Below are 24,766 nucleotides of genomic sequence, written 5' to 3' on the forward strand. Positions count from 1 at the left end.
TCTCCCCCCGCGACCCTAGCGCACCCACTCCACGCCCGAATGCTTGATTATGCTCGAAAGCTCGCTATATCTTGCAGGAACAATCAACAAGGGGGAGGGTGTGGACATGACGTATGTCGACGACGAGCTGAACAGCCAGCCGGAGTGCTGGACCCGGGCGGCCGAGGAGGCGGCGCGGTACCGGGCGGCGCTGCCCCGGCCGGGGGAGCGGCTGGCGGTCGTGGGGTGCGGGACCTCGTACTTCATGGCGCAGGCGGTGGCCGGTCTGCGGGAGGGCGCCGGCCAGGGCGAGACCGACGCGTTCGCGGCCTCCGAGTTCCCGCACGGGCGGTCGTACGACCGGGTCGTGGCCCTCACCCGCTCCGGCACCACCACCGAAATACTGGAGCTGCTCGCGCAGTTGAAGGGCAGGACGCGGACCACGGCCGTCACCGGCGACCCGGCCGCTCCGGTCATGGCCGCCGCCGACGACCTCGTCGTGCTCGGCTTCGCCGACGAACGCTCCGTCGTGCAGACCCGGTTCGCCACCACCGCCCTCACCCTCCTGCGCGCCCATCTCGGCCTGCACACCGACTCCGTGGTCGCCGACGCGCGCACGGCCCTCGTCACTCCTCTTCCCGAAGCACTGGTCGCCTGCACCCAGTTCACGTTCCTCGGGCGCGGTTGGACCGTCGGGCTCGCCCACGAGGCCGGGCTGAAGATGCGCGAGGCCTCGCTGTCCTGGACCGAGGCGTATCCGGCGATGGAGTACCGGCACGGCCCGATCAGCATCACCACCGAGGGCACGGCCACCTGGATGCTCGGCCAGGCCCCCGAGGGGCTCGCCGAACAGGTCCGCGCCACGGGTGGGCTGTGGCTGGACGGCGGGCTCGACCCGCTCGCAGAACTCGTCCGAATCCAGCGGCTCGCGCTCGCCGTCGCCGCCGCCCGCGGCCTCGACCCCGACCAGCCGCGCCATCTCACCCGCTCGGTGATCCTGGCCCCCTGACCAGCGCCCGGAAGGACACCTCACGTGCCCCTCGCATCCACCGGCGAACTGGTCGCCGCCGCCGTCGGCACCCGCTCCGCCGTCGCCGCGTTCAACGTCATCACCCTGGAACACGTCGAGGCCGTCGTCGCCGGCGCCGAGTCGGCCGGCGCGCCCGTCGTCCTCCAGGTCAGCGAGAACGCCGTCAAGTACCGCTACGGGCGGCTGCTGCCGCTGGCCCGGGCGGCCGTCGCCGTCGCCGAACGCGCCGCCGTACCCGTCGCACTGCACCTGGACCACGTACAGAGCGACCACCTGCTGCGGCAGGCGCCCGACGCCGGGTTCACCTCGGTGATGTACGACGCGGCCCGGCTGCCGTACGCCGACAACCTCTCCGCCACCCGCGCCGCCGCCGACTGGGCCCACGCCCAAGGGCTCTGGATCGAGGCGGAGTTGGGCCAGATCGGCGGCAAGGACGGCAGGTCTGCGCTGGACGCCCACGCACCGGGGGCCCGCACCGACCCGGACCAGGCGCACGACTTCGTGACCGGCACGGGTGTCGACGCGCTCGCCGTCGCCATCGGCAGTGTGCACGCGATGACCACCCGCACCGCCACCCTCGACCACGGCCTGCTCAAACGCCTGTCCGCCGCGCTGTCCGTCCCGCTCGTGCTGCACGGTTCCTCCGGCGTACCGGACGAGGGACTGGTCACGGCGGTCGCCGGCGGCATCGCCAAGGTCAACGTCGGCACGGCGCTCAACGTGGCCATGACCGGCGCCATCCGGGGATTCCTCGCGGCCAACCCGGAGGCCGTCGACTCGCGCAAGTACCTGAGTGTGGGCAGGGAGGCGATGGCGTCCGAGGTGCGGCGGATCATCGGGGTCCTCACCGGGACCGGGGGCTGATCAGCAGAGGAGGCGGTCGGCTCGGTCGCCTTCGGCGAGGCGGTCTCGGAAGTCGGCCGGCACGCTGGGGTGGAAGCCGGGGTCGTCCAGCTCCATGGCCATGGCGTACTCGAAGCCGATGCGGCAGCGGACCGCCTCGGCGGCCTGCCGGTCCGACAGGCCGAGCAGGAGCTGCGGGACACAGACGGTGGCCAGTTGAGCAGGCGAGAGACCCGGACGCCCATCACGCGGGTACCAGTCGGCGAAGTCCTCGTCACACCACAGTCCATCCAGCCGGTCGCGCACCCATATGGCCGTCGTGCCACCCGGGTTACCCGCCCGCGCGACCCGCACGGTCAGAGGCGGGACACGCTCACCGGAACGCGGGCGCAGGGACAACGGGCACCTCGACAACCGCATCGGTCATCGGAACCACCCGAGCATGCCCGTTGACCATGTTGCCGCACCGCGAGACTCCAAGATCCCCGACAGAGTCGGGCTAGGCCCTCTTGACCGCCCTCAGCACCACGAACTTCGGATCGCTCGCCACCAGTTCACTGTTGCCGAACAACCGCTTCAGCTTCACGTGGTACCCCAGGTGACGGTTCCCGATCACCCACAGCTCACCCCCCGGCCGAAGCGAGCGCAGCGCCCCCGTGAACATGCGCCACGCCGTCGCGTCGGTCGTCGCCTGGTGGGAGTGGAACGGCGGGTTGTTCAGGACCAGGTCCACACTGCCCGGCGCCACCCCGGCCAGCCCGTCCCCGACCCGGAACTCCGCGTGCCCGGGCACCCCGTTCGCCTTGTACGTCGCCTCCGCCGAGGCCACCGCCTGGAACGACTCGTCCACGAACAGCACTTCGGCCGCCGGGTCCGCCAGCGCCACGGCCGTACCGACGACGCCGTTGCCGCAGCCGAGGTCCACCACGCGGCCCGCACCCGGTCCGGGCAGGTGCTGGAGGAAGAACCGGGTGCCGATGTCGAGGCGGTCGGCGCAGAAGACGCCCGCGTGGTTGACGACCGTGCCACCGGAGGCCGCCCCGATGCCGTCCGGGAGCGCGTAGCCGTACGGCCACGGGTTCGCCGGCCGGTGCAGCGCGGGGTCCGGGGTGCAGAAGATCAGGCGGGCCTTCTGCCGGGCCAGCGAGGTCCGGGTCGGCCCGAGGATCCGCTCGAACAACTGGAGCGTGGAGGTGTGGATCTCCTTCACCATGCCCGCGCCGACCACCACCGTGCCCGCGTGCACGGCGGGCGCCAGCCGCAGCAGTTGGTCCTCCAGCAGCGCCAGGCTCTTCGGCACCCGCACCAGCAGCACGTCCACCCGCTCCGGCGGCGGATCCTGGGTGGTCGACAGCCGGACCGCACCGGGCTCGACACCGGCCCGCGCCAGATTCGCCCGGGTCGCCTCCTGGCTCAGGAAGGAGTCGGTGATCTGCGTCGGCCGGTGCTCCGCGAGCGCCGTGACCAGCGCACCCCAGCGGTCCCCGAGCACCACGACCGAGCCCGTGAGCGGCACCTCCTCCTCGGCCAGGTGACGCAGCAGATACGCGTCGGAGGCGTCCCAGGCGCGCAGCCGGTCGCGGGGACCCTCGGGGAAGCGGGACAGCTCGATCTCGCCCCACGGTGTCGTCATACGGTCGCTCATCGTGCCTCCCAGGCTAGCCGAGCCGCAGCTCAGGGATGGTGGGGCGGACCTGCGGCACGATGGAGCGTGTGGACGCGGAGCTGTTTCCCAGGGAGCGCGCACAGGTCGCGCCGGGCGCCGTGCACGTCCCGGACTGGCTGGACACGGGCCGGCAGCGCGAGCTGCTCGCCGCCTGCCGCCAGTGGGCGCGGCCGCCGGCCGGGCTGCGCACCGTCCGCACACCGGGCGGCGGCACGATGACCGCCCGGCAGGTCTGCCTGGGCTGGCACTGGTACCCCTACGCCTACGCCCGTACGGTCGTCGACGGCGACGGCGCGCCCGTGAAACCGTTCCCGGCCTGGCTCGGTGAGCTGGGCCGGCGCGCAGCCGTCGCCGCGCTGGGCCCGCAGGAGCCGTACGCGTACGACATCGCGCTGATCAACTTCTACGACCGCGACGCCCGCATGGGCATGCACCGGGACAGCGACGAGCACGCGGACGCGCCGGTGGTGTCGCTGAGCCTGGGCGACACCTGTGTCTTCCGGTTCGGGAACACCGGGACCCGGGCCAAGCCCTACACGGATGTCGAGCTGCGCAGCGGCGACCTGTTCGTGTTCGGCGGGCCCTCGCGGCTCGCCTACCACGGGGTGCCGCGGGTGTACGGGGGCACCGCGCCGACCGGGTTGGGCCTGTCCGGACGTCTCAACATCACGCTTCGGGTCAGCGGCCTGTAGGCCGCCGCACCTGCGGATCATGGGAGACTCGCCCTCATGAGCGGCAACGCGGAGCCCCGGACGGCGGGGGAGAGGACCACCTCGAGGGCGCGGCTGGACCGGGGGCGCGGTGCGCTCGGACCCGCGCTGGAGCTGGTGCACACCGGGCGGGCGCCGACCCGGGCCGTGCTCACCGCGGAGCTCGGGGTCACCCGGGCGACGGCGGGGGCGGTGGCCGCCGAGCTGGAGGCGCTCGGGCTGATCCGGGTCGACGCACGGCCGGGCGCCCCGGCCGGCTCCCAGGGCCGTCCCTCGCACCGGCTGGAGGTCGCCGAGGACGGCCCGGTGGCGCTCGCCGCGCAGGTCCACTCCGACGGCTTCCGGGCCGCGCTGGTCGGCCTCGGCGGGAGGATCGTGGCGACCGCGCCCGGCTGCGAGACCGTCGACGCCGACCCGGCGAAGGTGCTGCGCTCGGTCGTCGAGGCGGGCGCCGAACTGCTCCGCACGACCGGCCGCCGCTGTGTCGGGGCCGGCCTCGCCGTACCGTCCGCCGTGGCCGAACCCGAGGGCCTCGCCCTCAACCCCCTCCACCTGGCCTGGCCCGTCGGCGCCCCCGTCCGCCGGATCTTCGCGGAGTGCGTCCGCGGCGCGGGCATCACCGGCCCGGCGTTCGCGGGCAACGACGTCAACCTCGCCGCGCTCGCCGAACACCGGCACGGCGCCGGGCGGGGCGCCCGCGACCTGCTGTGCGTGGCCACGGGGCACCGGGGCGTGGGCGGGGCGCTGGTCCTGGACGGCCGTCTGCACACGGGCAGTTCGGGTCTCGCCCTGGAGGTCGGTCACCTGACCGTCAACCCGGAGGGCCGCCCCTGCCACTGCGGCAGCCGCGGCTGTCTGGACGTCGAGGCCGACCCGCTGGCGCTGCTCGTCGAGGCCGGCCGCGAGCCGGGCCCCGAGGTGTCACTGCTCCAGCAGGCCGACGACCTGCTGCGCACCCAGTACGCCGACCCGGCCGTCCGTACGGCCGCCGAGGCCCTGATCGACCGCCTCGGCCTGGGCCTGGCCGGCCTGGTCAACATCCTCAACCCCGACCGCATCATCCTCGGCGGCCTCCACCGCACCCTCCTGGACGCCGACCCCGCCCGGCTCCGCGCGGTCGTCGCCGACCGCAGCCTGTGGGGCCAGAGCGGCGGCGTACCGATCCTGCCCTGCACGCTCGACCACAACAGCCTCGTCGGCGCGGCCGAGCTGGCCTGGCAGCCGGTGCTGGACGATCCGCTGGGTGCGCTGCGGTAACCGCTCGTGGCGGTGATCCCCTGCCCGCGGGGGCGCGTCCGCCTGGTCGAGTCGGGGGTGCCGGAGCTGTGGGGCCGGCATGGCTCGGCGAGGGACCGGTGCCGGAGCGTCATGGTTCCGTGACGGACCGGGTCCGGGGGAGGCGATTCGAGCGAGTACGGCCCGCGGCGGGCGCGAACCGGCCGGGCGGCCGGGTGCGGCACGATCCGCGGGGGTGCGTCCGCCTGGTCGAGTCGGTGACGCCGGAGCTGTCGGGCGGCCGTCGTTCGGCGAACGGGTCAGGGAGTCCTGCGCCAGATGCCCGATGCTCTCGGGAGGCCCGTCACTCTTCGTGTCCGTGCTGCAGCCGGCCCGCGGCGGGCGGCTGATCGTGGGCCGGATGGCGCCCCCGACAGGCGGCCCCGGGCCGCTGGCGGCTGCCCGGCGGCACCGCCCAACGACCTGACGCCGAGGTCGCGTTGCACCTGATGCGCGGCCCGCCGAGTGGGTGCGGGGCGAGGATGCGGCGCCCTGGCTGATCCTCCCATAGAGACCGAGGCCAACCTCTTGACCTCGGTGGTCGCACCCACTATTTTGCGATGGAAGTCGACCCATAACTACCGGAAGGAGGCGACCAGCAGATGTACATCAGCTCTGATCTTGGTCGCCTCGCCCACAGCACCGTCTGGGTTCCGGGTCGGATCGCGCACGGCTGCTGAGCACGCCGTCCTGATGTGCCCGTCCGTGGCACTCTCCGGGTTTCCCGTCACCACCTTCTGGCACGGCGCTGTCGCGTGCCGTTTTGCGCCCGCTTCTGTCACGTGGCGCGTCTGAACACAGAAAGCTGCCTGAAATTGGCGAACATGATGAATCGATCGATCGCGCTCCGAAACGAAGGCCCGTCATGGTAGGCGCGCGGATCACGGTCAATGGGAAAGAAACACCGATTTCACCGGCTGCGCCCCACACCACGGCACTGGATTTTCTGCGCGACCGTGGCCTCACCGGCACCAAGGAGGGCTGCGCCGAGGGTGAGTGCGGCGCCTGTTCGATCCTGGTGGCCCGCCCCGGGGTGAACAAGCCCACCGACTGGGTGGCGGTCAACGCCTGCCTGATCCCGGCCGCGGCACTCGACGGCCAGGAGGTCATCACCTCCGAGGGCCTCGCCACGCCCGGCGAACCCGGCACGCCGCCGACCCTGCACCCGGTGCAGGAGGAGATGGCGGTCCGCGGCGGCTCCCAGTGCGGGTACTGCACGCCGGGATTCGTCTGCAGCATGGCCTCCGAGTACTACCGGCCCGACCGCTGCGCGCACACGGACTCGGACTCGGCCCACGGTGCTGACGCCGAACACGGCCCGAACGGTTTCGACCTGCACTCGCTGAGCGGAAACCTGTGCCGCTGCACCGGTTACCGCCCGATCCGCGATGCCGCGTTCGCCGTCGGTGAGCCCACGGACGAGGACCCGCTGGCGCGGCGTCGCGAAGAGGCCCCGCCCGCACCGGTGGCCACCGAGTACACCCAGGACGACAGCACGTTCCTGCGGAAGGAAACCCTGGCCGAAACGCTGCAGCTGCTGCGCGAGCGGCCCGACGCGGTGGTGGTCGCCGGCTCCACCGACTACGGCGTCGAGGTGAACATCCGCTCCCGCCGGGCCGAGTGCGTGGTCGCCATCGACCGGCTGCCCGAACTCCGTGAGCTGCGCGTCGAGTCCGACCACATCGAGATCGGGGCGGCGGTGACGCTCACCGAGATCGAGCGCCGCCTCGACGGTGACGTCCCGCTCCTTGCGGAGCTGTTCCCGCAGTTCGCCTCCCGGCTCATCCGCAACAGCGGGACGCTCGGCGGCAACCTGGGTACCGGCTCGCCCATCGGTGACAGCCCGCCGGTGCTGCTCGCCCTCGAGGCGTCGCTGGTGCTCGCCGACGCCGACGGTGAGCGCGTGGTCCCGTTGGCCGAGTACTTCACCGGATACCGGCAGAGCGTGCGCCGTCCCGGCGAGCTGATCCGCGCGGTGCGCATCCCGCTGCCGCTGTCGCCGGTCACGGCCTTCCACAAGATCGCCAAGCGGCGCTTCGACGACATCTCCAGCGTCGCGGTCGGCTTCGCGCTCGACATCGAGGACGGGATCGTCCGCAAGGCGCGCATCGGCCTGGGCGGCGTGGCCGCCACCCCGATCCGCGCGCTCGCCACCGAGGCCGCCCTGGAGGGCAAGCCGTGGTCGGCGGAGATCGTCGAGGCCGCGGCCCGGGTGCTGCGGGGCGAGGGCACACCGATGGACGATCATCGCGCCAGCTCCCTCTACCGCTCCGCGATGCTCGGCCAGAGCCTGCTGAAGCTGCACGCACAGACCACCGAGGCGGTGTCGTCATGAGTCATCTGTCCGAGCGCCCCGAGAAGCCCGTCGTCGGCGTCTCGATGCCGCACGAGAGTGCCTTCCTGCACGTCACCGGCACCGCGCTCTACACCGACGACCTGGTCCAGCGCACCAAGGACGTGCTGCACGCCTACCCGGTCCAGGTCATGAAGGCCCGCGGCCGGATCACCGCGCTGCGCACCGAGCCCGCGCTCGCCGTGCCCGGGGTGGTGCGAGTCCTCACCGGTGCCGACGTGCCCGGCGTCAACGACGCCGGTATGAAGCACGACGAGCCGCTGTTTCCCGACGAGGTCATGTTCCACGGCCACGCGGTCGCCTGGGTGCTCGGTGAGACCCTGGAGGCGGCCCGGCTCGGTGCGGCGGCCGTCGAGGTGGAACTCGAGGAACTGCCGTCCGTGGTCACGCTGAAGGAGGCCATCGCGGCGGGCAGCTATCACGGCGCCCAGCCCCTGATGGTGCACGGCGACGTCGACGCGGGCTTCGCCGACTCCACGCACGTGTTCACCGGCGAGTTCCAGTTCTCGGGCCAGGAGCACTTCTACCTCGAGACGCACGCGGCGCTGGCCCAGGTCGACGAGAACGGGCAGGTGTTCATCCAGAGCAGCACCCAGCACCCGTCGGAGACCCAGGAGATCGTCTCGCACGTGCTCGGTGTCCCCGCCCACGAGGTGACCGTGCAGTGCCTGAGGATGGGCGGCGGCTTCGGCGGCAAGGAGATGCAGCCGCACGGTTTCGCGGCCGTGGCGGCGCTCGGCGCCAAGCTGACCGGTCGGCCGGTCCGGTTCCGGCTCAACCGGACCCAGGACCTGACCATGTCCGGGAAGCGTCACGGGTTCCACGCCACGTGGAAGATCGGCTTCGACGCGGACGGCCGTATCCAGGCCCTGGACGCCACCCTGGTCGCGGACGGCGGCTGGAGCCTGGACCTGTCCGAGCCGGTCCTGGCCCGCGCGCTGTGCCACATCGACAACACGTACTGGATCCCCAACGCGCGCGTCGCCGGTCGCATCGCCAAGACCAACACGGTCTCCAACACCGCGTTCCGCGGCTTCGGCGGACCGCAGGGCATGCTGGTGATCGAGGACATCCTGGGCCGCTGCGCGCCGCAGCTCGGCCTGGACCCCATGGAGCTGCGGGAACGCAACTTCTACCGGCCGGGCCAGGGGCAGACGACGCCGTACGGACAGCCGGTCACGCAGGCCGAACGGATCTCCGCCATCTGGCAGCAGGTGCAGGACGACGCCGGCATCGCCGACCGCAAGCGCGAGATCGCCGCCTTCAACGCCGCGCACCCGCACACCAAGCGGGCCCTTGCGGTCACCGGCATCAAGTTCGGTATCTCGTTCAACCTCACCGCCTTCAACCAGGGCGGCGCGCTGGTGCTGATCTACAAGGACGGCTCCGTCCTGATCAACCACGGCGGCACCGAGATGGGCCAGGGCCTGCACACCAAGATGATGCAGGTGGCCGCGACCACGCTGGGCATCCCGCTGCACAAGGTGCGCCTCGCCCCGACGCGTACCGACAAGGTGCCCAACACCTCGGCCACCGCCGCCAGTTCCGGTGCGGACCTCAACGGTGGGGCGATCAAGAACGCCTGTGAGCAGTTGCGCGGGCGGCTGCTGCAGGTGGCCGCCACCCAGCTGGGCGCGAACGCCTCGGACGTGCGCATCGTCGAGGGCGTCGCGCGTGCCCTGGGCAGCGACAAGGAGCTGGCCTGGGACGACCTGGTGCACACCGCGTACTTCCAGCGGGTCCAGCTGTCGGCGTCCGGTTTCTACCGGACCGAGGGGCTGCACTGGGACGCGAAGACGTTCCGGGGCTCGCCGTTCAAGTACTTCGCCCACGGCGCCGCGGCGACCGAGGTGGAGGTCGACGGCTTCACCGGCGCGTACCGGATCCGGCGCGTGGACATCGTGCACGACGTCGGCGACAGCCTCTCCCCGATGATCGACATCGGTCAGGTCGAGGGCGGCTTCGTACAGGGCGCGGGCTGGCTGACGCTCGAGGACCTGCGCTGGGACACCAGTGACGGGCCGCACCGCGGCCGGCTGCAGACTCAGGCGGCGAGCACCTACAAGCTGCCGAGCTTCTCGGAGATGCCCGAGGAGTTCAACGTCACGCTCATGGAGAACGCCACCGAAGAGGGCGCGGTCTACGGGTCCAAGGCGGTGGGTGAGCCTCCGCTGATGCTGGCGTTCTCGGTGCGAGAAGCGCTGCGGCAGGCCGCCGCGGCGTTCGGGCCGAGCGGGGTCAGCGTCGACCTGGCCTCGCCCGCGACGCCGGAGGCGGTGTACTGGGCGATCCAGGCGGCTCGCCAGGGCGACGCCTCGCAGAACGGTCACGCCGTGAACGGGTCTGCCGCCAACGGCCAGGCCGGGAACGGGAACGCCGCCAACGGCAGGATCCGCACCGACGCAAAAGCGCTGAGCGGTGCCTGACATGACGTGGGTCGCCGCGGTCGCACGGTTGCGAGCACGCCGGGAGTCCGGCGTGCTGGTGACCGTCGCGACCGTGCGCGGCCACGCCCCGCGCGACGCCGGTGCGAAGCTCGTCGTGGGGGAGAGCGAGACATGGGGCTCGATCGGTGGCGGCAATGTCGAGGCCGTCGCCATCGACCGGGCCCGGGAGATGATCGCCGCGTCCAAGCCGGAGCCGGAGCTGATCGATTTCGCCCTGAACGACAAGGTCACCAACCAGCACGGCGTGCAGTGCTGCGGCGGCACGGTCTCGGTGCTGCTCGAACCACTGCCGGTGGTACGGGCGGTGGCGATCTTCGGCGTCGGACACGTCGGTCTGGAACTCGCGCGCATCCTGGCACGTCAGGACCTCGACCTCCATCTGACCGACTCCCGCTCCGACGTCCTCGCCGAGAAGCGGCTCGACGTGCTGGCGGACGCGGTGGCACAGGTGCACGTGCATCACACGCCGCTGCTGCCGGAGGAGGTACTGGAGGAGTTGCCGCGCGGCACCCACATCCTGATCATGACCCATGATCACGCCGAGGACGCCGCCCTGTGCGACGCCGCCCTGCGCACCGCCCATCTCGGCTCCATCGGACTGATCGGGTCGGCGGCCAAGTGGGTGCGGTTCCGCAAGCGCCTGGCCACCGAGGGCGGCCACGACGAGGCCACCATCGACCGGATCAAGACCCCGATCGGGCTGGCCGACATCACCGGCAAGGAACCCGCGACCATCGCGGTGAGCGTCGCGGCCGATCTGCTGCGCACGTTCGAAACCGAGGGGAACTGACGCCCCGAACGGATCGACAGGGGTGCCCCGCGCTCGTGCGAACGCACACGCGGGGCACCCCTTCGGTTTCCTGGCGCTCACGCCCAGTCGACCGCGAACGCACGCCCCGGATTCTCCGTGAGGATCCGGTCCACCGACTCCGCGCCCAACTCGGCCACCAGCCGCGGCCGGACCCTGCGCAGCAGGTACGGCATCCCCGGTCCGCCGTCCGCCGAGCGGGCCCCGGCGACCACGGTGTCCCCGCCGAGCAGCAGCCGGTCGCCGAAGCCGGCCGCCGCCAGCGCCCGTACCGCCTCCGGCATCCGCCAGTCGGTGGCGTGGTGGGCGCGGGAGGGACCGTCGAAGGCCAGCCAGCAGCCCGAGTCGGCGGCCTGCCGCTGCACCGCCGGGTCGGGGAAGCGGTTGAGATGGCCGAGGATCACCCGCTCACCGGGCACGCCCAGCTCGCCGCACAGCAGGTCGAGCACGTCCAGCGCGTCGGTGCCCAGCTCCAGGTGCACGGCGATGGGCGCGCCCGTGGCGTGGTGCGCCTCGGCCGCCGCCGTCATGGTCCACCGGGCGTGCGCGTCGAGCGCGTGGAAGCCGCCCGCCACCTTGATCAGACCGGCCCGCACCCCGGTCGTACCGATGCCGTCGGACAGCTCGGACACGAACAGCCCGGCGAGGTCGGCGCCGCGCAGTCTCCCGAGCAACTCGGTGTCGTAGTGCGCTGCTTGGTGCAGTCCTGTGGCGCAGACCAGCCGTACACCGGTGGCCCGGGACAGCTCCGGCAGGTCGGCGGCCCGCCGTCCCATGCCGTACGGCGTCCACTGCACGACGGCCGCTCCGCCCGCCGCCCGGAACGCGGTCAGTTCGGCTCGCGCCGCCGCGAGGTCGTTCAGCTCCTGGCCGGGCAACTGCGGGCTGTGCAGGAAGAGATGGTCGTGCGCGTCGCACACGCCCAGCTCCTCGGGAAGGAGGTCACCGAGGACCGTACGGACGCGGCTCACCAGTGCCGCCCGCGCGGGAGCCGGTCCCGGCCGGGCGCGGACAGGTGCAGCACCTGGAAGAGATCACCTTCGGCCCTGGGCGCGTCGTGCTCCCAGAGCGAGAAGTGGACCAGCTCCCACGCGCGCGTGTCCACGGCCGCCGCCGCGAGGACCGCGCCGTCCTGTGCCGCCAACTGCCCGGTCTCGGCCGCCGCGTCCGCCATGTACGCCGCCAACTCCACGCCCTCCGGGACGGGTTGGCGTCGGCGCACGGCGAAGGCGGGCGCGGATCCGGACGCGGCGCCCTCCTCGAACGCCAGGCCCGTCCACTGCCGGATCGCCGGCCGCCCGAAGTCGTCGACCGGTCCCTGGAAGGCACCTCCCCACAGGAAGCTGTTCATGCCCTCCGTCGTGTTCCAGAGGTAGAACGGCCCGTACTGGTTCACCGGCGAGCCGTGCACCCCGCGCTCGCGCAGCACGTACGTCTTGATCCCGAGGCCGTCCCAGTCGTCGAGCAGAGGGGCGACCCGGGCGACGCGGGAGCGGATGACGCCCATGTCGTAGTCCGCGGGCAGGGTGAACTCGTACTGCATGGCGTGCATCAGGCGGTCCTTCCGTGTGGCCGGGCCGGTCAGGACCGGGATTCGACGGCTCCGCCCGTGCGGGGCGCGAGCAGGGAGAGCAGGCCCCGGACGCCCGCGTCGAAGGCGGTGGGGGAGCCGGAGGCGCGGGCGAGGACGTAGCCGCCCTGTACGGTCGCGAGGACGGCCGCGCCGATCTCCTCGCCGTCCAGCGAGGGCGCGAACTGCCCCTGCCGCTTGCCCTCTTCGACGATCCCGGCGATCCGCTTCCGGATCCACCCGATCGTCTCGTCCACCGGCGCGCGCAGTTCGTCGCTGGTGATCACATCCGGGTCCATGGTCAGCCGGCCGATCGGGCAGCCGCGCAGCACGTCACGTTCGCGCAGCAGATACGCCTCGATCCGCTCGTACGGCGTGCCCGGTCCGCCGAGGACGCGCTCCGCCGTGGCGCGCAACTCGTCGGCGGTACGCCGGATCGCCGCCAGGGCGAGGTCCGGCTTGCCCTTGAAGTGGTGGTACATGCTGCCCTGGCCCGCGCCCGCGCGCTCCAGGATCGCCTTGGGGCTCGTGCCCACGTATCCGCGCTCCCACAGCAGCTCGCGGGTGGACTCGATCAGTCGTTCCGGGGTGCTCATACCGCTACTGTACATACTAGTAGTTACAGCTCGCCGGTCCCGGAGGAGCAGCCGACACCCACCGCCGTACTCCCGGGGAGGTACGCGCACTGCCGCCGGCCGCACGACGACCCGGACCCCCTGCCGGCGGGAGTCTCGTGGCATCACCGAAGACCGGGACGACCAACGGAGATGACCCCGAGATGCAGACCCTGGCGAACTGGGACGGCGGGCCCGGCCCGTGGATCCTCTTCTTCCCGCTGATCTGGGCGGCCGTCGTGATCGGCGCCGTCACCTTCCTGCGCCGCACCGCCCGGCGCGGCCGCGGCGGCCCCTGGCGGCTCATGGACTGCGGACGCCCGGCGGGCGACTCGCCGCTCGCGGTGCTCGGCCGGCGCTTCGCCTCCGGCGAGATCGACGAGGACGAGTACTGGCGCCGCATGTCCGTCCTGGAGGAGCAGTTCGGCCGCCCCGGCAAGGGAGGCGCGGCATGACCACGACGACCGCACCGCGGGCGGCGGCCCGCGTGGTGGACGCGGTCAAGGTGTACGGCGGTGGCGGCACCGCCGTACGCGCCCTGGACGGCGTCGACGTCTCCTTTCCCGCCGGGCGCTTCACCGCGATCATGGGCCCCTCGGGTTCCGGCAAGTCCACCCTCCTGCACTGCGCGGCCGGCCTCGACACGCTCACCTCCGGCACCGCCCACATCGGCGACACCGAACTCGGCGCCCTCGACGACCGCCGCCTGACACTGCTGCGCCGCGACCGGCTCGGCTTCGTCTTCCAGGCGTTCAACCTGGTGCCGACGCTGACCGTCGCCGAGAACATCACCCTGCCGCTGGACCTGGCCGGGAGGCGCGGCGACCAGGAGTGGATCGACACGCTCGTCGACGTCGTCGGACTGCGCGACCGGCTGCACCACCGCCCCTCCGAGCTCTCCGGCGGCCAGCAGCAACGGGTCGCCGTGGCACGGGCGTTCGCCGGGCGGCCCGACGTGGTCTTCGCCGACGAGCCGACCGGAAACCTCGACTCCCGCTCCGGCGCCGAGGTCCTGATCCTCCTCGGCTCCGCCGTACGGGAGACGGACCGTACCGTCGTCATGGTCACGCACGACCCGGTGGCCGCCGCGCACGCCGACGAGGTGCTCTTCCTCGCCGACGGCCGTCTGGTCGACCGCATCCAGTCGCCCACCGCGGACCGGGTCCTGGACCGCATGAAGGCATTCGAGGTGCGGACATGAACGCATCGCTCCGGCTCGGCCTCACCTCCCTGCGCGCGCACCGGCGCCGGTTCGCCGGCACCTTCCTCGCCGTGTTCCTCGGCGTCGCGTTCCTGACCGGCACCCTCGTCATGGGGGACACGCTGCGGGCGAGCTTCGGCAGCATGTTCGGCGAGGCCACCAGCGGCACGGACGCCGTCGTACGCGGCGCCGACGCCATCACCACACCCGGCGAGGCCCAGGGCGTACGGCGGCCCGTGGACACCTCGCTGGTGAAGACCATCGAGCGGGTCCCCGGCGTGGCCGCTGCCGCCCCGGACATCCAGGGCGCCGGCCAGCTCGTCGGCTCCGACGGACGACCCGTCGGCGGGCAGGGACCGCCGACTCTCGCCGGCAACTGGATCACGGACCCACGGCTCAACCCGTACCGGATCGCCGAGGGCCGCGCCCCCGGCGCGCCGGGCGAGGTCGTCGTGAACCGGGGCGCCGCGAAGAAGGGCGGCCTGAAGATCGGTGACACCACCGTCCTGCGCACCCCGGACCCGGTGAAGGTCACCGTCGTGGGGCTCGCCACCTTCGGCGGCCAGGACGGCATGGCCCAGGTGACGTTCACCGGCATGACCGAGGCGGACGCCCAGAAGTACCTGACCGCGCGGCCCGGACAGGCGGCGAGCATCGCGGTGCGGGCCGGTCCCGGGGTCAGCCAGCAGGACCTGGTCCGCCGGCTGGCCCCGGTGCTGCCCGAGGGCGTCGAGGCCATCACCGGTCAGCAGTCGGCGCAGGAGAACACCGACATGATCTCCAGCCAGTTCCTGACCGTCTTCACCACCCTCCTTCTCGTCTTCTCCGGTGTCGCGCTGCTCGTCGCCACCTTCTCCATCCACAACACGTTCGCGATCGTGGTCGCCCAACGCACCCGCGAGAACGCACTGTTGCGCGCCCTCGGCGCGGCCCGGCGCCAGGTGACCGCCACCGCACTCGCCGAGGCCTGCCTCGTCGCGCTCACCGCGTCCCTCACCGGACTCGCGGGCGGCATCGGCATCGCAGCAGGCCTCCAGGCGCTGTTCCCGGCGATCGGATTCCCGTTCCCGGACGGGGACCTGGTCGTCACGACCCTGTCGATGCTGCTGCCGCTCGCGGTGGGCCTCGTGGTCTGCTTGGGCTCGGCGCTCCTGCCGGCCCTGCGCGCCGGACGCACCGCGCCGCTCGCCGCCCTGCGCGAGACGGCCGTCGACGCCTCGGGCGCCTCCCGCGTCCGTGCGATCGCCGGGGGTGTCCTCGGTGCGGCGGCGCTCACCGCGAGCCTCGCCGGCGTGCTCGTCACACCGTCCGTGTGGCTGGCGGGGCTGGGCGCACTGCTCGCCCTGGCGGCGTTCGTCGTCCTCGGCCCGGTCGCCGCCACCACGGCCGTACGACTGCTCGGCGTGCCCCTGGACCGGCTGCGCGGGGTGACCGGCTCGCTGGCCCGGCGCAACGCCCTGCGCAGCCCGAAGCGGACAGCGGCCACCGCGAGCGCGCTGATGATCGGTGTGGCCGTGGTGTCGCTGTTCACCGTCTTCGGTGCCTCGCTGAAGGCCACGATGGACCAGACGGTCGCCCGCTCCTTCGCCGGTGACGTCGCCGTCAGCAGCCCGTCCTTCGGCGCGGGCGGCAGCGGGCTCAGCCCCCGGCTCGCTCCCGCCCTCCAACGGCTGCCCGAGGTGGACACGGCCGTGGGACTCGGCCGCGGGGTGGCGGAAGTCGACGGCAAGGGGAGGGCGTTGACCGTCACCGATCCGGCGGCACTCGCCCGCACCTTCGACCTCGGCACGGTCACCGGCTCCCTGCGCGACCTCGGCGCCGACGGCATGGCGATCACCCGGACGGAGGCCGACCGGCAGCATCTGCGCACCGGCGACACCGCCCGCCTGACCTTCACCGACGGAAGGAGCGAAAACTTCACCGTCCGGGCCGTGTACGGCCAGTCGGAACTCGCCGGAGACTACGTCATCACCCGCGCCGCCTGGGCTCCGCACCGCACCCAGGACGCGGACACGCTCGTCGCCGTCACCTTCAAGCCCGGGGTGAGCGCCGAGGCGGGCAAGGCGGCGGTGCGCGAGGTCGCCGACCGGTACGGCAAACCCGAGGTGCAGACCCGCGACGAGTACGCGCAGTCGTCGGCCGGCGGCATCGACATGATGCTCACCCTCGTCTACGCGCTGCTCGCCCTGGCTGTGCTCATCGCCCTGCTCGGCATCGCGAACACGCTGACCCTCGCGCTGCACGAACGCACCAGGGAACTCGGCCTGTTGCGGGCCGTCGGCCAGACCCGCGCCCAGCTGCGGGCCATGGTCCGCTGGGAGTCGGTCCTGGTCGCCGCGTTCGGCACGGCCGGCGGACTCGGACTGGGTGCCTTCCTGGGCTGGGTCCTGGTCAAGGCCTCGGACGGTGCGAGCGACACCGCGTTCGCCTTCGCCCTCCCGCCCGCGCGGCTGGCGGTGGTGGCCCTCGTCGGCCTCGCCGCCGGGGCTCTCGCGGGCCTGCGCCCCGCACGCCGTGCGGCCCGGCTGGACGTGCTGCGGGCCATCGCGACGGAGTGACCGCGTCGCGACGGCCGGGGCGCCCGCCCGCCGGGTCGGTGGGGACCGGGTGCGGGTGCGCGGGTGGCCGGCCGCGTCCACGCTGCGGAGCCGCGGGTCCGCCCGACCGGCTCGGAACGGCCGACTCGGCGGGAGCCTAGGTCCCGGTCACGCCCGACACGTGCGCCACCGCGGGAGCGGGAGCCGCGGTACCGACCGGAGTTCCGGAGGCGACGGGCGCCGCGGCGGCCACGGGTACCGTGGCGCGGACCGGGACGGGTTTGGTCGTCGGCCGTGTCTGCGCCGCGCGGCGCGGCACGCCGGCCGGATGCGGCCGTACGACCGCCGGGGCGGGCAGCGTGAACCAGACGACCTTGCCGTTCTCGCCGTCCGGCCGGGCTCCCCAGCTCTCGCTCACCGCCGCCACCATCGCCAGCCCCCGCCCGCAGGTGGCGAGCGGCGTGGCGTCGGGCGTGCGTGCGGCGTCGGCCAGCACCGGAAGCCGTGGATCGTTGTCCCGCACCGAGACCGTGAGCCGGTCCGGCGCCAGCTCCAGCTCGACCGTGCACGACTTGTCGGGCCTCGCGTGCCGGTGGACGTTGCTCAGCAACTCCGTCACACCGAGGGCGGCCCGGTCTATCAACGCGTCCATGTGCCAGTAGCGCAACTGCGCAGATACGATTCTGCGGACCTGGCCGATCCGCGACGGCAGGGCCTGGAGCTCCACCGTGCAGTGCCTGCTCGGGTGACTGATCACGGCTGCGACTCCCCGATGTAGAGGTCCGAACGGACCGGAAGAACACGGAGAACAACGGATCCAGCAGGGTGCTTGCGTCCAAACGTCCGCCTGCTGTCATGGCCGGCGGGCTGGTTCGCAGCGTTATCGCCGGTAAACCCAGAGTGACGTGAGACCAGCGTGACGCAGCGGATGCGCTCCCGCAACTCGCCGCTACCGGCCGCTGCTCGGGGTGTGCGACGTACGTCCTCAGCCGCCGCGCCCGGCGGCGCGCCGCACCGCCTCGATGAACCGCCGGGCCGCGGGCGGCCCGGGTTCGCCCGGAGCGGGATCCTGCCCGCCCAGCGTCAGCAGGTACCGCTTGCCGTTGAGGTCGGCCAACGCCTTGTCCTCCGGCCCGAACCACGGCTTGGAGGCACGCACCGCCTGCACCGGAGCGCTGTCGATCTCGCTGCCGTAGCTGGTGAGCAACTCCAGTCTGCCGTCGTTGATCCGGACCTGCCCGGCCCGGGTGAGCGAACGCAGCCGCTTGCCGATCCGCACGCCCTTGGCCGTGAACTCAGGCTCCGCCATCCTTCGCCGCCCCCTTGCCCGTGTGCTGTCGCGATCCAGTGTGCGCCCTCGTCAGGGCCTGCCCGCCGACTCCCGTCCGCCCCGCGTCGCCCGGCGGGCTCGCCACGGCCCCGGGGCCGACCGTCCCCACGCGTGCAGTCTGCCCCCATGCGTCCGGGAGCACCAGTACACGCGGGGCGCCTGGGACAGTTGCCCGGAGCACTCCCGCCAAATGCGCCCCCGAATACCTCGCACGCCCGTGCCCCAGGGCGGCTTTGGGTGGCTCAAAGATGCGTTTATGCAGGTGGGAAGCGGTGTAAAAGATGCCTATGCTCGAGTTGCCGGCCGCGTGAGGCGTCGTCGGCGCCCAGCGTAAGGAGCACCGCCGTGAGCACCACCCACCAGACCCGGACCGGCGCGACCCTCGACGTCGACCGCACCGACGCCACCTACCGTGACTGGCTGAAAGAAGCCGTCCGCAAGGTCCAGGCCGACGCCAACCGGTCGGCCGACACCCATCTCCTGCGCTTCCCGCTCCCCGAGCACTGGGGCATCGACCTCTACCTGAAGGACGAGTCGACGCACCCCACCGGCAGCCTCAAGCACCGCCTCGCCCGCTCCCTCTTCCTCTACGGCCTCTGCAATGGCTGGATCCGTCCCGGCCGGCCGGTCATCGAGGCCTCCAGCGGCTCGACCGCCGTCTCGGAGGCCTACTTCGCAAAGCTGATCGGGGTGCCCTTCATCGCGGTCATGCCCCGTACGACCAGCGCCGAGAAGTGCCGACTCATCGAGTTCCACGGCGGCCGATGTCACTTCGTGGACGACTCCCGAAAGATGTACGAGGAGTCCGCCCGCCTCGCGGTGGAGACCGGCGGCCACTACATGGACCAGTTCACCTACGCCGAGCGCGCCACCGACTGGCGCGGGAACAACAACATCGCCGAATCCATCTTCCGCCAGCTGGAGTTGGAGCGGTTCCCGGAGCCGGCGTGGATCGTCGCCACGGCGGGCACCGGCGGCACCTCCGCGACCCTCGCCCGCTATGTCCACTACATGCAGTACGACACCCGCATCTGCGTCGCCGACCCGGACAACTCCTGCTTCTTCGAGGGCTGGACCACCGGCGATCCGGACGTCACCTGCGACTGCGGCTCCCGGATCGAGGGCATCGGACGCCCGCGCATGGAGCCGAGCTTCGTGCCCGGCGCGATCGACCGGATGATGAAGGTCCCTGACGCGGCCAGCGTCGCCGCCGTACGCGCCCTGGAGCGGGCCATCGGCCGCAAGGCAGGCGGCTCCACGGGTACCGGTCTGTGGAGCGCGCTGAAGATCGTCTCGGAGATGGTGGCCGAGGGCCGCCGGGGCAGCGTCGTCACCCTGCTGTGCGACCCGGGCGACCGCTACCTCGACAAGTACTACTCCGACGCCTGGCTCGCGGAGCAGGGCCTGGACATCACGCCGTACACGGTGGCCATCGAGACCCTGCTGGCGACGGGGGTGTGGCCGGACTGAGCGGGCGGCGGGTCAGCCGAGGCGCCGGTCCAGTTTCCCGACCGCGTCGCGGAAGGCGCGGCCCACGCCCGGGCGGGCCAGGGTCCACAACAGGCGGAACGCCGCCGTCCCGTCGAGGGCGAAGGTCATCCGTACCCGGGTTCCGGTGCCGGCCGGGGCGAGCCGCCACTCCTCGATCCAGGCCCGGGCTCCCGGCATGTTCGTCACATCGACGCGGTAGGCGTAGATCTCCGGTGCCCTGGCAGCGATCACCGACTCCTCGAAGCGGGCGCCGCCGCGCAGCCGGACCGCGCGCCCGGTGCCGGCCGGACGGACGGAGGACACCCCGGGGAACCACTCCGACCAGCCGGTCAGGTCCTCGGCGAGCGAGTGGAAGATCCTGTCGGGAGCCGCGGCCGCCTCCCGGACGAAGGTCAGCCGCACCGGTGCGGTACCGACGAAGTCGAGGCCGACCGGTCGCAGACGACGAGCCATGGTGCGAACCCCCTCGTGAGATCCCTTCAGGGAACGGGTGTTGCTCCGCAAGCCTATCTGACGTGTTGTCAGATGTCGTCGGCGTCCTGTTCGTCCTCGTCCGTCTCGCCCGCCACCAGCAGCCGCGGCAGGTGCTCCGAGATCTCCGCGCGGGCCTCGGCCGGCAGACCCGCGTCGGTGACGAGCGTGTCCACCTGTTCCAGCGTGGCGAACGAACTCAGGCCCACCGTGCCCCACTTGGTGTGGTCGGCGACCACCACCACGCGGCGCGCCGAGTGCACCAGCCGCCGGTTCGTCTCCGCCTCCGCGAGGTTCGGCGTGGACAGACCGGCCTCGACCGATATGCCGTGCACACCGAGGAACAGCAGATCGAAGTGGAGGGCGGCGATCGCCTGGTCGGCGACCGGTCCCACCAGGGAGTCGGACGGGGTGCGCACACCGCCGGTCAGCACCACCGTGGCCGTCCCCTGCCGCTGGCCCGAGGTGCGCTGTGCCGCGTGGAAGACGTCCGCCACCCGCACCGAGTTCGTCACCACGGTCAGGTCGGGCACCTCCAGCAGGTGCTGCGCGAGCGCGTAGGTCGTCGTACCGCCGGACAGCGCGATCGCCGTACCCGGCGTGACCAGCTTCGCGGCGGCGCGCGCGATGTCCTCCTTGGCGGTCAGCTCCAGACCCGACTTGGCCTCGAAGCCCGGCTCGTGGGTGCTCGCCTCGACCACGGGCACCGCGCCGCCGTGCACCTTCTCCAGCACACCCTGGCGGGCCAGGGCGTCCAGGTCACGGCGCACCGTCATGTCCGACACGCCGAGCTTGCGGGTCAGCTCGTTGACCCGCACACCGCCCCGGCGCCGGACCTCGTCCAGGATCAGGGCGCGGCGCTGCTCCGCGAGGAGGTTCTGATTCTCACTCACGTACGCTCCGGTCCTTTCGCCGTCATCCGTCCGACACGCCCGGCGCACCGCCCTCGACCAGGAAGGTTCCGTCGGGCCGGAGCTGCGCGGGCGTCCCATCCTTTCACGGGTCGGTACCGGTTGCGCCACCACCTGTCACGACCCGCACGCGCCCCGTGTGCCACCGCCGTCCCGGCCTCCGTCACCGGATCGGGGCGATTCCATGACGAGTGGTGCACACCGGCGTCCGGAGCGGTGATCCTGAACCCGCATCGGCACAGGCCGTCCGGCGCGTCACGGGGGTGCGAGAACAGTGGACCGCGAGCAGGAACGCCCCGGCGGGCAGCAGATGGACGCGGTGGCAGGGCCGGAGCACGGCCGGACGGACCCGGTTCCCGAGCTGGAGCTGCTGGTGCACGGCGTGGGCGGGACCACCCCCGAGAGGATGCTCGGCGACCCGCGTACCGTCCGGATCACCGGCGACGACACGGCCGCCGTCTTCCCGCGCGCCCGGGACACCGGGGACACGGAGGCCCGGAAAGGACCCCGGGACGAGCCCGTCCAGGAGGCGTACGTCTGGTGCAACCTCACCTCCGGCGACGGCAGCCGCGCCCTGTGGCTGTTGCTGCTGCCGTTCATGGTGGTCAACCTCGCCCACTGGATGCGGCCCGCTGCAGCAGGGCGGCATCGCACCGTCCGCCTGTACGGTCTTCTGGTGCGGCTGGCCGCCCTCACCCTGACCGTGCTGCTGGTGGCGGCCGTCTGCGAGGTGGCCCTGGACCTGGTGGCCTGGCAGTGCGCCGGCGTCCATGACTGCGCCCGACGCCACTGCTGGCTCACCTTCCTCGCCGCCCGGCCATCCGTGGTCCCCGGCGGGTACGGCAACTGGTGGAGCCTGCCCGGCCGCCGGCTCGCCCTCGCCGCGCTGGTGCCGGCCGCGCTGACCGGCCTGCTCTGGTACCTCTCGCACCGCACCTGGAGCGCGTACGAGTCCCACCAGCCGCTGTCCCACGATCCCGAGCCGGACGCCGACGGCAGCGCGCTGGCCCTGCCCGGCTTCTGGTACGGGCGCCGCCTCGTGGCCCGGCTGCGCGCCGCACACCGCCGCGGCCCTGCTGACCGTCGCGGCGGCGCTGGCGATCCCGGCGGCCCGTTTCGACCACCGGCCAGGCGGCCCCGCGGTCCTGGACACCCTGGGCTGGCTGCTCCCCGCAGCCCTGGTGGTCTGGGCCGCGGCGGTGACGGGCGTCGTCTGCCGCCGGGGCCGCAGCGAGAACCGCCTCGACCAGCGCGTCGACCGGCACCTCGTACGACTCCTGCCACTCGGCGCGCTCGGCCTGCTGCTGCTCAGCGCCGTGTACGCCGGCTGGGCCAGGTCCGGCTGGCGGTCCACCGGGCGACTGCCGGGCGACCCCGCCTTCGGCGCCCTCATGCTGACCCAGGGGCTGCTGGTCCTCGCGCTCGCCGTGGTCGCCCGGCGCCTGCACCGGCGCACTCCCGATCCGCGCGCCGGGATGCGCGGTCTCGGCGGACCGGCCGTCGCGCTGCTCGCCTGCGCGCTGGGCGGTGTGATGTCCGGCGGGCTCGCCCAGCGCGTGGCCGACTGGCTCGACGGCACCCGCTCCCTGCTCCCCGGGCCGCCTCTCCTGCTGACCTGGCAGGCGTCCACGATCCCGCCGGCCCTCGCGGTCCTGCTGCTGCTCGCCGCCGGGCTGGGGACGCACACCGCCAGGCTGGCCCGCGCCGAACGCGACCGCGTCCGCCACGAGCATCCCGGCGAGCCCGAGGACCCGGGCCGTACCCGTGCCATCGCCCATGTCCGCGCGATGGCCGCCCTCACCGACCGGGCACCCCTCGTCGTCGGCGTGCTCGCCGTCACCACCCTGCTGCTCGGTGCCGTGGCGCTGGCCGGCGCGCTGACCACGAGGGAGACACCCGACGGAGCGGCCCGCCGCACCTACGACGCCCTCCAGGCCATCGCCGAGACCTCGCAGGCGCTGGGCTCCTGGCTGGCCGGCCTCGGCTTCGTGCTCTTCGTGACCTGGGGCAGGCGCGCCTACAAGGACGCCTCCGCGCGGCGCACCATCGGCATCCTCTGGGACGTCGGCACCTTCTGGCCACGGGCCGCGCACCCCTTCGCGCCGCCCTGCTACGCCGAGCGCGCGGTGCCGGACCTGACCTGGCGGGTGGCCACCTGGACACACCGCACCGGCGGCCGCCTGGTCGTGTCCGGCCATTCCCAGGGCAGCGTCCTGGCCGCGGCCGCCGCCTGGCAGCTGCCCCCGTCCGTGCGCCGCCGGACCGCGCTGCTGACCTACGGCTCCCCGCTGGAACGCCTCTACGGCCGCTGGTTCCCGGCCCACTTCGGACCGCCCGCGCTCGCCGCCCTGCACCGCGATGTCGCCTGCTGGGGCAACCTCTACCGCCGTACCGACCCCATCGGCGGTCCCGTCCGCGTCCCCGACGACGCAACCCCCGAGGTCGACCACGCTCCGCTGCGGGATCCGCTCGCCTACGGCCGCACGCCCGAGCATCCGCTGCCGGCGCCCGTCCTTGGCCACTCCGACTACCAGGCGGACCCGGCCTTCACCCGTGAACGCGCCCGCCTGCTGAGCCGGCTGCGTCCCGACGTGCCGGGACCACGCCCGGAGCCGGGCGCGGATTCCTGTCCCGGGCCGTCGAAGTAGCGTTCACTCCCCATCCATGCAACGACCAAGTGGTTCTCGTTGCGTTAAATCTCAATCGGTTGCAACGATATGTGAGCCTCTACCTGCTCTGATACTGATCGTGCCCACCCAGTTGATTGCGAAATCTGTAAATGCAACGTAGCGTTTCCGATGTCAGAAACAACAAACGCAGGAGGAGAGCACGATGCAGAAGTTCGCCACCCCCACCCCGATCTCCGCCGTCCTCGACATCCCCGCGGGCCGGGTCCAGTTCATCGCCGCCGAACAGACCGACACCACGGTCGAGGTCCTGCCGGTGAACGCCTCCAAGGGCCGCGACGTGAAGGCGGCGGAGCAGACCAAGGTCGAATGTCACGACGGCGTCCTGCGGATCTCGGCCCCGCAGGGGAAGCACGAGATCCTCGGAAGCTCCGGATTCCTGGACGTGACCATCCAGCTGCCCGCCGGTTCCGAGGTGGAGGTGAAAGCCGCCGCCACCGAGTTCCGGGCCATCGGACGGTTGGGCGACGTCACCTTCGACGGCGCCCACGGCGCGATCGAGCTCGACGAGGCCGCGAGCGTCCGTCTGACCGTCCAGGCCGGTGACGTCATGGTCGGCCGCTTGGGCGGCCCCGCGGAGATCAGCACACAAAAGGGGGACATCCGGATCGCCGAGGCCGTGCGCGGCACGGTCGTGCTGCACACCCGGATGGGCGATGTGTCGGTCGGCGCCGCCGCCGGAGTCTCCGCCACCCTGGACGCCGGCACCGGCTACGGCCGGATCCACAACGCGCTCAGGAACACCGAAGGTGCCGCGGCCGACCTGAACATCCGCGTGACCACCGAGTACGGCAACATCGACGCCCGCAGCCTCTGAGCGGCCCCGGCACCGATGCCGAAGAA

Annotated in this window: 21 protein-coding genes and 1 pseudogene; 13 read left to right on the forward strand and 9 right to left on the reverse strand. The window is 72.6% G+C overall.

Annotated elements, in window-relative coordinates:
* The first annotated feature begins 106 nt into the window (after nucleotides 1–106).
* Complete coding sequence (locus ACZ7HQ_RS16750) at nucleotides 107–988, forward strand: SIS domain-containing protein (RefSeq protein WP_470989999.1); 882 nt, start codon at nucleotides 107–109, stop codon at nucleotides 986–988.
* Between the two features lie 24 nt (nucleotides 989–1,012).
* Nucleotides 1,013–1,873, forward strand: coding sequence for a class II fructose-bisphosphate aldolase (locus ACZ7HQ_RS16755; protein WP_470990001.1), 861 nt, complete (start codon nucleotides 1,013–1,015; stop codon nucleotides 1,871–1,873).
* Here ACZ7HQ_RS16755 and ACZ7HQ_RS16760 read toward each other — a convergent pair whose 3' ends face one another.
* Together ACZ7HQ_RS16760 and ACZ7HQ_RS16765 are read right to left on the reverse strand one after the other, a co-directional pair.
* Nucleotides 1,874–2,206 (reverse strand): transposase, encoded by a 333-nt coding sequence (locus ACZ7HQ_RS16760; RefSeq protein ID WP_470990004.1) that lies wholly within the window; start codon nucleotides 2,204–2,206, stop codon nucleotides 1,874–1,876.
* Between the two features lie 145 nt (nucleotides 2,207–2,351).
* Nucleotides 2,352–3,485, reverse strand: a complete 1,134-nt coding sequence (locus ACZ7HQ_RS16765; RefSeq protein ID WP_470990689.1) for a methyltransferase — start codon at nucleotides 3,483–3,485, stop codon at nucleotides 2,352–2,354.
* Nucleotides 3,486–3,565: 80 nt separating this feature from the next.
* On the opposite strand from ACZ7HQ_RS16765, the gene ACZ7HQ_RS16770 reads away from it, so the two are divergent.
* The 5 genes from ACZ7HQ_RS16770 to xdhC all read left to right on the forward strand — a co-directional run bounded on the left by ACZ7HQ_RS16770 (nucleotide 3,566) and on the right by xdhC (nucleotide 11,093).
* Nucleotides 3,566–4,210, forward strand: a complete 645-nt coding sequence (locus tag ACZ7HQ_RS16770; RefSeq protein ID WP_470990006.1) for an alpha-ketoglutarate-dependent dioxygenase AlkB family protein — start codon at nucleotides 3,566–3,568, stop codon at nucleotides 4,208–4,210.
* A 36-nt stretch (nucleotides 4,211–4,246) separates the two neighbouring features.
* Nucleotides 4,247–5,485 carry an ROK family protein gene (locus ACZ7HQ_RS16775; protein ID WP_470990009.1) on the forward strand — a complete coding sequence of 413 codons (1,239 nt, stop codon included), beginning with the start codon at nucleotides 4,247–4,249 and terminating at the stop codon, nucleotides 5,483–5,485.
* Nucleotides 5,486–6,368: 883 nt separating this feature from the next.
* Complete coding sequence (locus ACZ7HQ_RS16780; protein WP_470990011.1) at nucleotides 6,369–7,838, forward strand: xanthine dehydrogenase small subunit; 1,470 nt, start codon at nucleotides 6,369–6,371, stop codon at nucleotides 7,836–7,838.
* Nucleotides 7,835–10,282, forward strand: coding sequence for a xanthine dehydrogenase molybdopterin binding subunit (gene xdhB, locus ACZ7HQ_RS16785; protein ID WP_470990013.1), 2,448 nt, complete (start codon nucleotides 7,835–7,837; stop codon nucleotides 10,280–10,282). Before ACZ7HQ_RS16780 ends, xdhB begins: the two co-directional genes overlap by 4 nt.
* 1 nt (nucleotide 10,283) lies before the next feature.
* Entirely contained in the window at nucleotides 10,284–11,093 is an 810-nt protein-coding gene (xdhC, locus tag ACZ7HQ_RS16790) for a xanthine dehydrogenase accessory protein XdhC (RefSeq protein ID WP_470990015.1), read from the forward strand.
* Between the two features lie 77 nt (nucleotides 11,094–11,170).
* On the opposite strand, the gene ACZ7HQ_RS16795 is transcribed toward xdhC, so the two are convergent.
* From ACZ7HQ_RS16795 to ACZ7HQ_RS16805, 3 genes are read right to left on the reverse strand one after another with little or no spacing between them, the layout of a single operon-like run.
* Nucleotides 11,171–12,082: a phosphotriesterase family protein gene (locus tag ACZ7HQ_RS16795; protein WP_470990018.1), complete on the reverse strand. Its 912-nt coding sequence runs from the start codon at nucleotides 12,080–12,082 to the stop codon at nucleotides 11,171–11,173.
* The gene (locus ACZ7HQ_RS16800) at nucleotides 12,079–12,663 is read right to left on the reverse strand and encodes a DUF4865 family protein (RefSeq protein WP_470990020.1); all 585 of its coding nucleotides are present in this window, start codon (nucleotides 12,661–12,663) and stop codon (nucleotides 12,079–12,081) included. The genes ACZ7HQ_RS16795 and ACZ7HQ_RS16800 overlap by 4 nt, the downstream gene beginning before the upstream one ends.
* A gap of 29 nt (nucleotides 12,664–12,692) precedes the next feature.
* Complete coding sequence (locus ACZ7HQ_RS16805) at nucleotides 12,693–13,292, reverse strand: TetR/AcrR family transcriptional regulator (protein ID WP_470990022.1); 600 nt, start codon at nucleotides 13,290–13,292, stop codon at nucleotides 12,693–12,695.
* A 167-nt stretch (nucleotides 13,293–13,459) separates the two neighbouring features.
* On the opposite strand from ACZ7HQ_RS16805, the gene ACZ7HQ_RS16810 reads away from it, so the two are divergent.
* Genes ACZ7HQ_RS16810 through ACZ7HQ_RS16820 form a run of 3 tightly spaced genes read left to right on the forward strand, consistent with a single transcriptional unit; the run spans nucleotide 13,460 to nucleotide 17,054 of the window.
* Complete coding sequence (locus tag ACZ7HQ_RS16810; RefSeq protein WP_470990690.1) at nucleotides 13,460–13,750, forward strand: SHOCT domain-containing protein; 291 nt, start codon at nucleotides 13,460–13,462, stop codon at nucleotides 13,748–13,750.
* Nucleotides 13,747–14,496 (forward strand): ABC transporter ATP-binding protein, encoded by a 750-nt coding sequence (locus ACZ7HQ_RS16815; protein WP_470990025.1) that lies wholly within the window; start codon nucleotides 13,747–13,749, stop codon nucleotides 14,494–14,496. The genes ACZ7HQ_RS16810 and ACZ7HQ_RS16815 overlap by 4 nt, the downstream gene beginning before the upstream one ends.
* On the forward strand, nucleotides 14,493–17,054 hold the full coding sequence (locus tag ACZ7HQ_RS16820; RefSeq protein WP_470990027.1) for an ABC transporter permease: 2,562 nt from the start codon (nucleotides 14,493–14,495) through the stop codon (nucleotides 17,052–17,054). The genes ACZ7HQ_RS16815 and ACZ7HQ_RS16820 overlap by 4 nt, the downstream gene beginning before the upstream one ends.
* A 136-nt stretch (nucleotides 17,055–17,190) precedes the next feature.
* Here the strand turns inward: ACZ7HQ_RS16820 and ACZ7HQ_RS16825 are convergent, their stop codons facing one another.
* Both ACZ7HQ_RS16825 and ACZ7HQ_RS16830 read right to left on the reverse strand, forming a co-directional pair.
* A complete protein-coding gene (locus ACZ7HQ_RS16825) occupies nucleotides 17,191–17,790 on the reverse strand; it encodes an ATP-binding protein (protein WP_470990031.1) in 600 nt (199 codons plus the stop codon).
* Nucleotides 17,791–18,018: 228 nt separating this feature from the next.
* Nucleotides 18,019–18,342, reverse strand: a complete 324-nt coding sequence (locus ACZ7HQ_RS16830) for a hypothetical protein (protein WP_470990034.1) — start codon at nucleotides 18,340–18,342, stop codon at nucleotides 18,019–18,021.
* A gap of 366 nt (nucleotides 18,343–18,708) precedes the next feature.
* Here ACZ7HQ_RS16830 and cds1 point away from each other — a divergent pair, with 366 nt between their 5' ends.
* Entirely contained in the window at nucleotides 18,709–19,833 is a 1,125-nt protein-coding gene (gene cds1 / locus ACZ7HQ_RS16835) for an L-cysteine desulfhydrase Cds1 (protein WP_470990037.1), read from the forward strand.
* A 12-nt stretch (nucleotides 19,834–19,845) separates the two neighbouring features.
* Here the strand turns inward: cds1 and ACZ7HQ_RS16840 are convergent, their stop codons facing one another.
* On the reverse strand, nucleotides 19,846–20,307 hold the full coding sequence (locus tag ACZ7HQ_RS16840; protein WP_470990039.1) for an SRPBCC family protein: 462 nt from the start codon (nucleotides 20,305–20,307) through the stop codon (nucleotides 19,846–19,848).
* Between the two features lie 68 nt (nucleotides 20,308–20,375).
* On the reverse strand, nucleotides 20,376–21,218 hold the full coding sequence (locus tag ACZ7HQ_RS16845; protein ID WP_470990042.1) for a DeoR/GlpR family DNA-binding transcription regulator: 843 nt from the start codon (nucleotides 21,216–21,218) through the stop codon (nucleotides 20,376–20,378).
* 292 nt (nucleotides 21,219–21,510) lie between these two features.
* Between ACZ7HQ_RS16845 and ACZ7HQ_RS16850 the strand changes: the two are divergent.
* Nucleotides 21,511–23,884 (forward strand): annotated as a pseudogene (locus tag ACZ7HQ_RS16850) (hypothetical protein).
* 184 nt (nucleotides 23,885–24,068) lie between these two features.
* Nucleotides 24,069–24,740, forward strand: a complete 672-nt coding sequence (locus ACZ7HQ_RS16855) for a DUF4097 family beta strand repeat-containing protein (RefSeq protein WP_470990045.1) — start codon at nucleotides 24,069–24,071, stop codon at nucleotides 24,738–24,740.
* The last annotated feature ends 26 nt before the right edge of the window (nucleotides 24,741–24,766 follow it).

The sequence above is a fragment of the Streptomyces sp. NPDC037290 genome, from assembly GCF_055603245.1.

Coding starts and splice junctions, on each gene's coding strand:
- xdhB (WP_470990013.1), top strand. CDS start 7,835: ATGAGTCATCTGTCCGAGCGCCCCGAGAAGCCCGTCGTCGGCGTCTCG.
- ACZ7HQ_RS16805 (WP_470990022.1), bottom strand. CDS start 13,292: ATGTACAGTAGCGGTATGAGCACCCCGGAACGACTGATCGAGTCCACC.
- ACZ7HQ_RS16810 (WP_470990690.1), top strand. CDS start 13,460: ATGCAGACCCTGGCGAACTGGGACGGCGGGCCCGGCCCGTGGATCCTC.
- ACZ7HQ_RS16840 (WP_470990039.1), bottom strand. CDS start 20,307: ATGGCTCGTCGTCTGCGACCGGTCGGCCTCGACTTCGTCGGTACCGCA.
- ACZ7HQ_RS16815 (WP_470990025.1), top strand. CDS start 13,747: ATGACCACGACGACCGCACCGCGGGCGGCGGCCCGCGTGGTGGACGCG.
- ACZ7HQ_RS16750 (WP_470989999.1), top strand. CDS start 107: ATGACGTATGTCGACGACGAGCTGAACAGCCAGCCGGAGTGCTGGACC.
- ACZ7HQ_RS16830 (WP_470990034.1), bottom strand. CDS start 18,342: ATGGCGGAGCCTGAGTTCACGGCCAAGGGCGTGCGGATCGGCAAGCGG.
- ACZ7HQ_RS16765 (WP_470990689.1), bottom strand. CDS start 3,485: ATGACGACACCGTGGGGCGAGATCGAGCTGTCCCGCTTCCCCGAGGGT.
- ACZ7HQ_RS16775 (WP_470990009.1), top strand. CDS start 4,247: ATGAGCGGCAACGCGGAGCCCCGGACGGCGGGGGAGAGGACCACCTCG.
- xdhC (WP_470990015.1), top strand. CDS start 10,284: ATGACGTGGGTCGCCGCGGTCGCACGGTTGCGAGCACGCCGGGAGTCC.
- ACZ7HQ_RS16800 (WP_470990020.1), bottom strand. CDS start 12,663: ATGCACGCCATGCAGTACGAGTTCACCCTGCCCGCGGACTACGACATG.
- ACZ7HQ_RS16855 (WP_470990045.1), top strand. CDS start 24,069: ATGCAGAAGTTCGCCACCCCCACCCCGATCTCCGCCGTCCTCGACATC.
- ACZ7HQ_RS16780 (WP_470990011.1), top strand. CDS start 6,369: ATGGTAGGCGCGCGGATCACGGTCAATGGGAAAGAAACACCGATTTCA.
- ACZ7HQ_RS16820 (WP_470990027.1), top strand. CDS start 14,493: ATGAACGCATCGCTCCGGCTCGGCCTCACCTCCCTGCGCGCGCACCGG.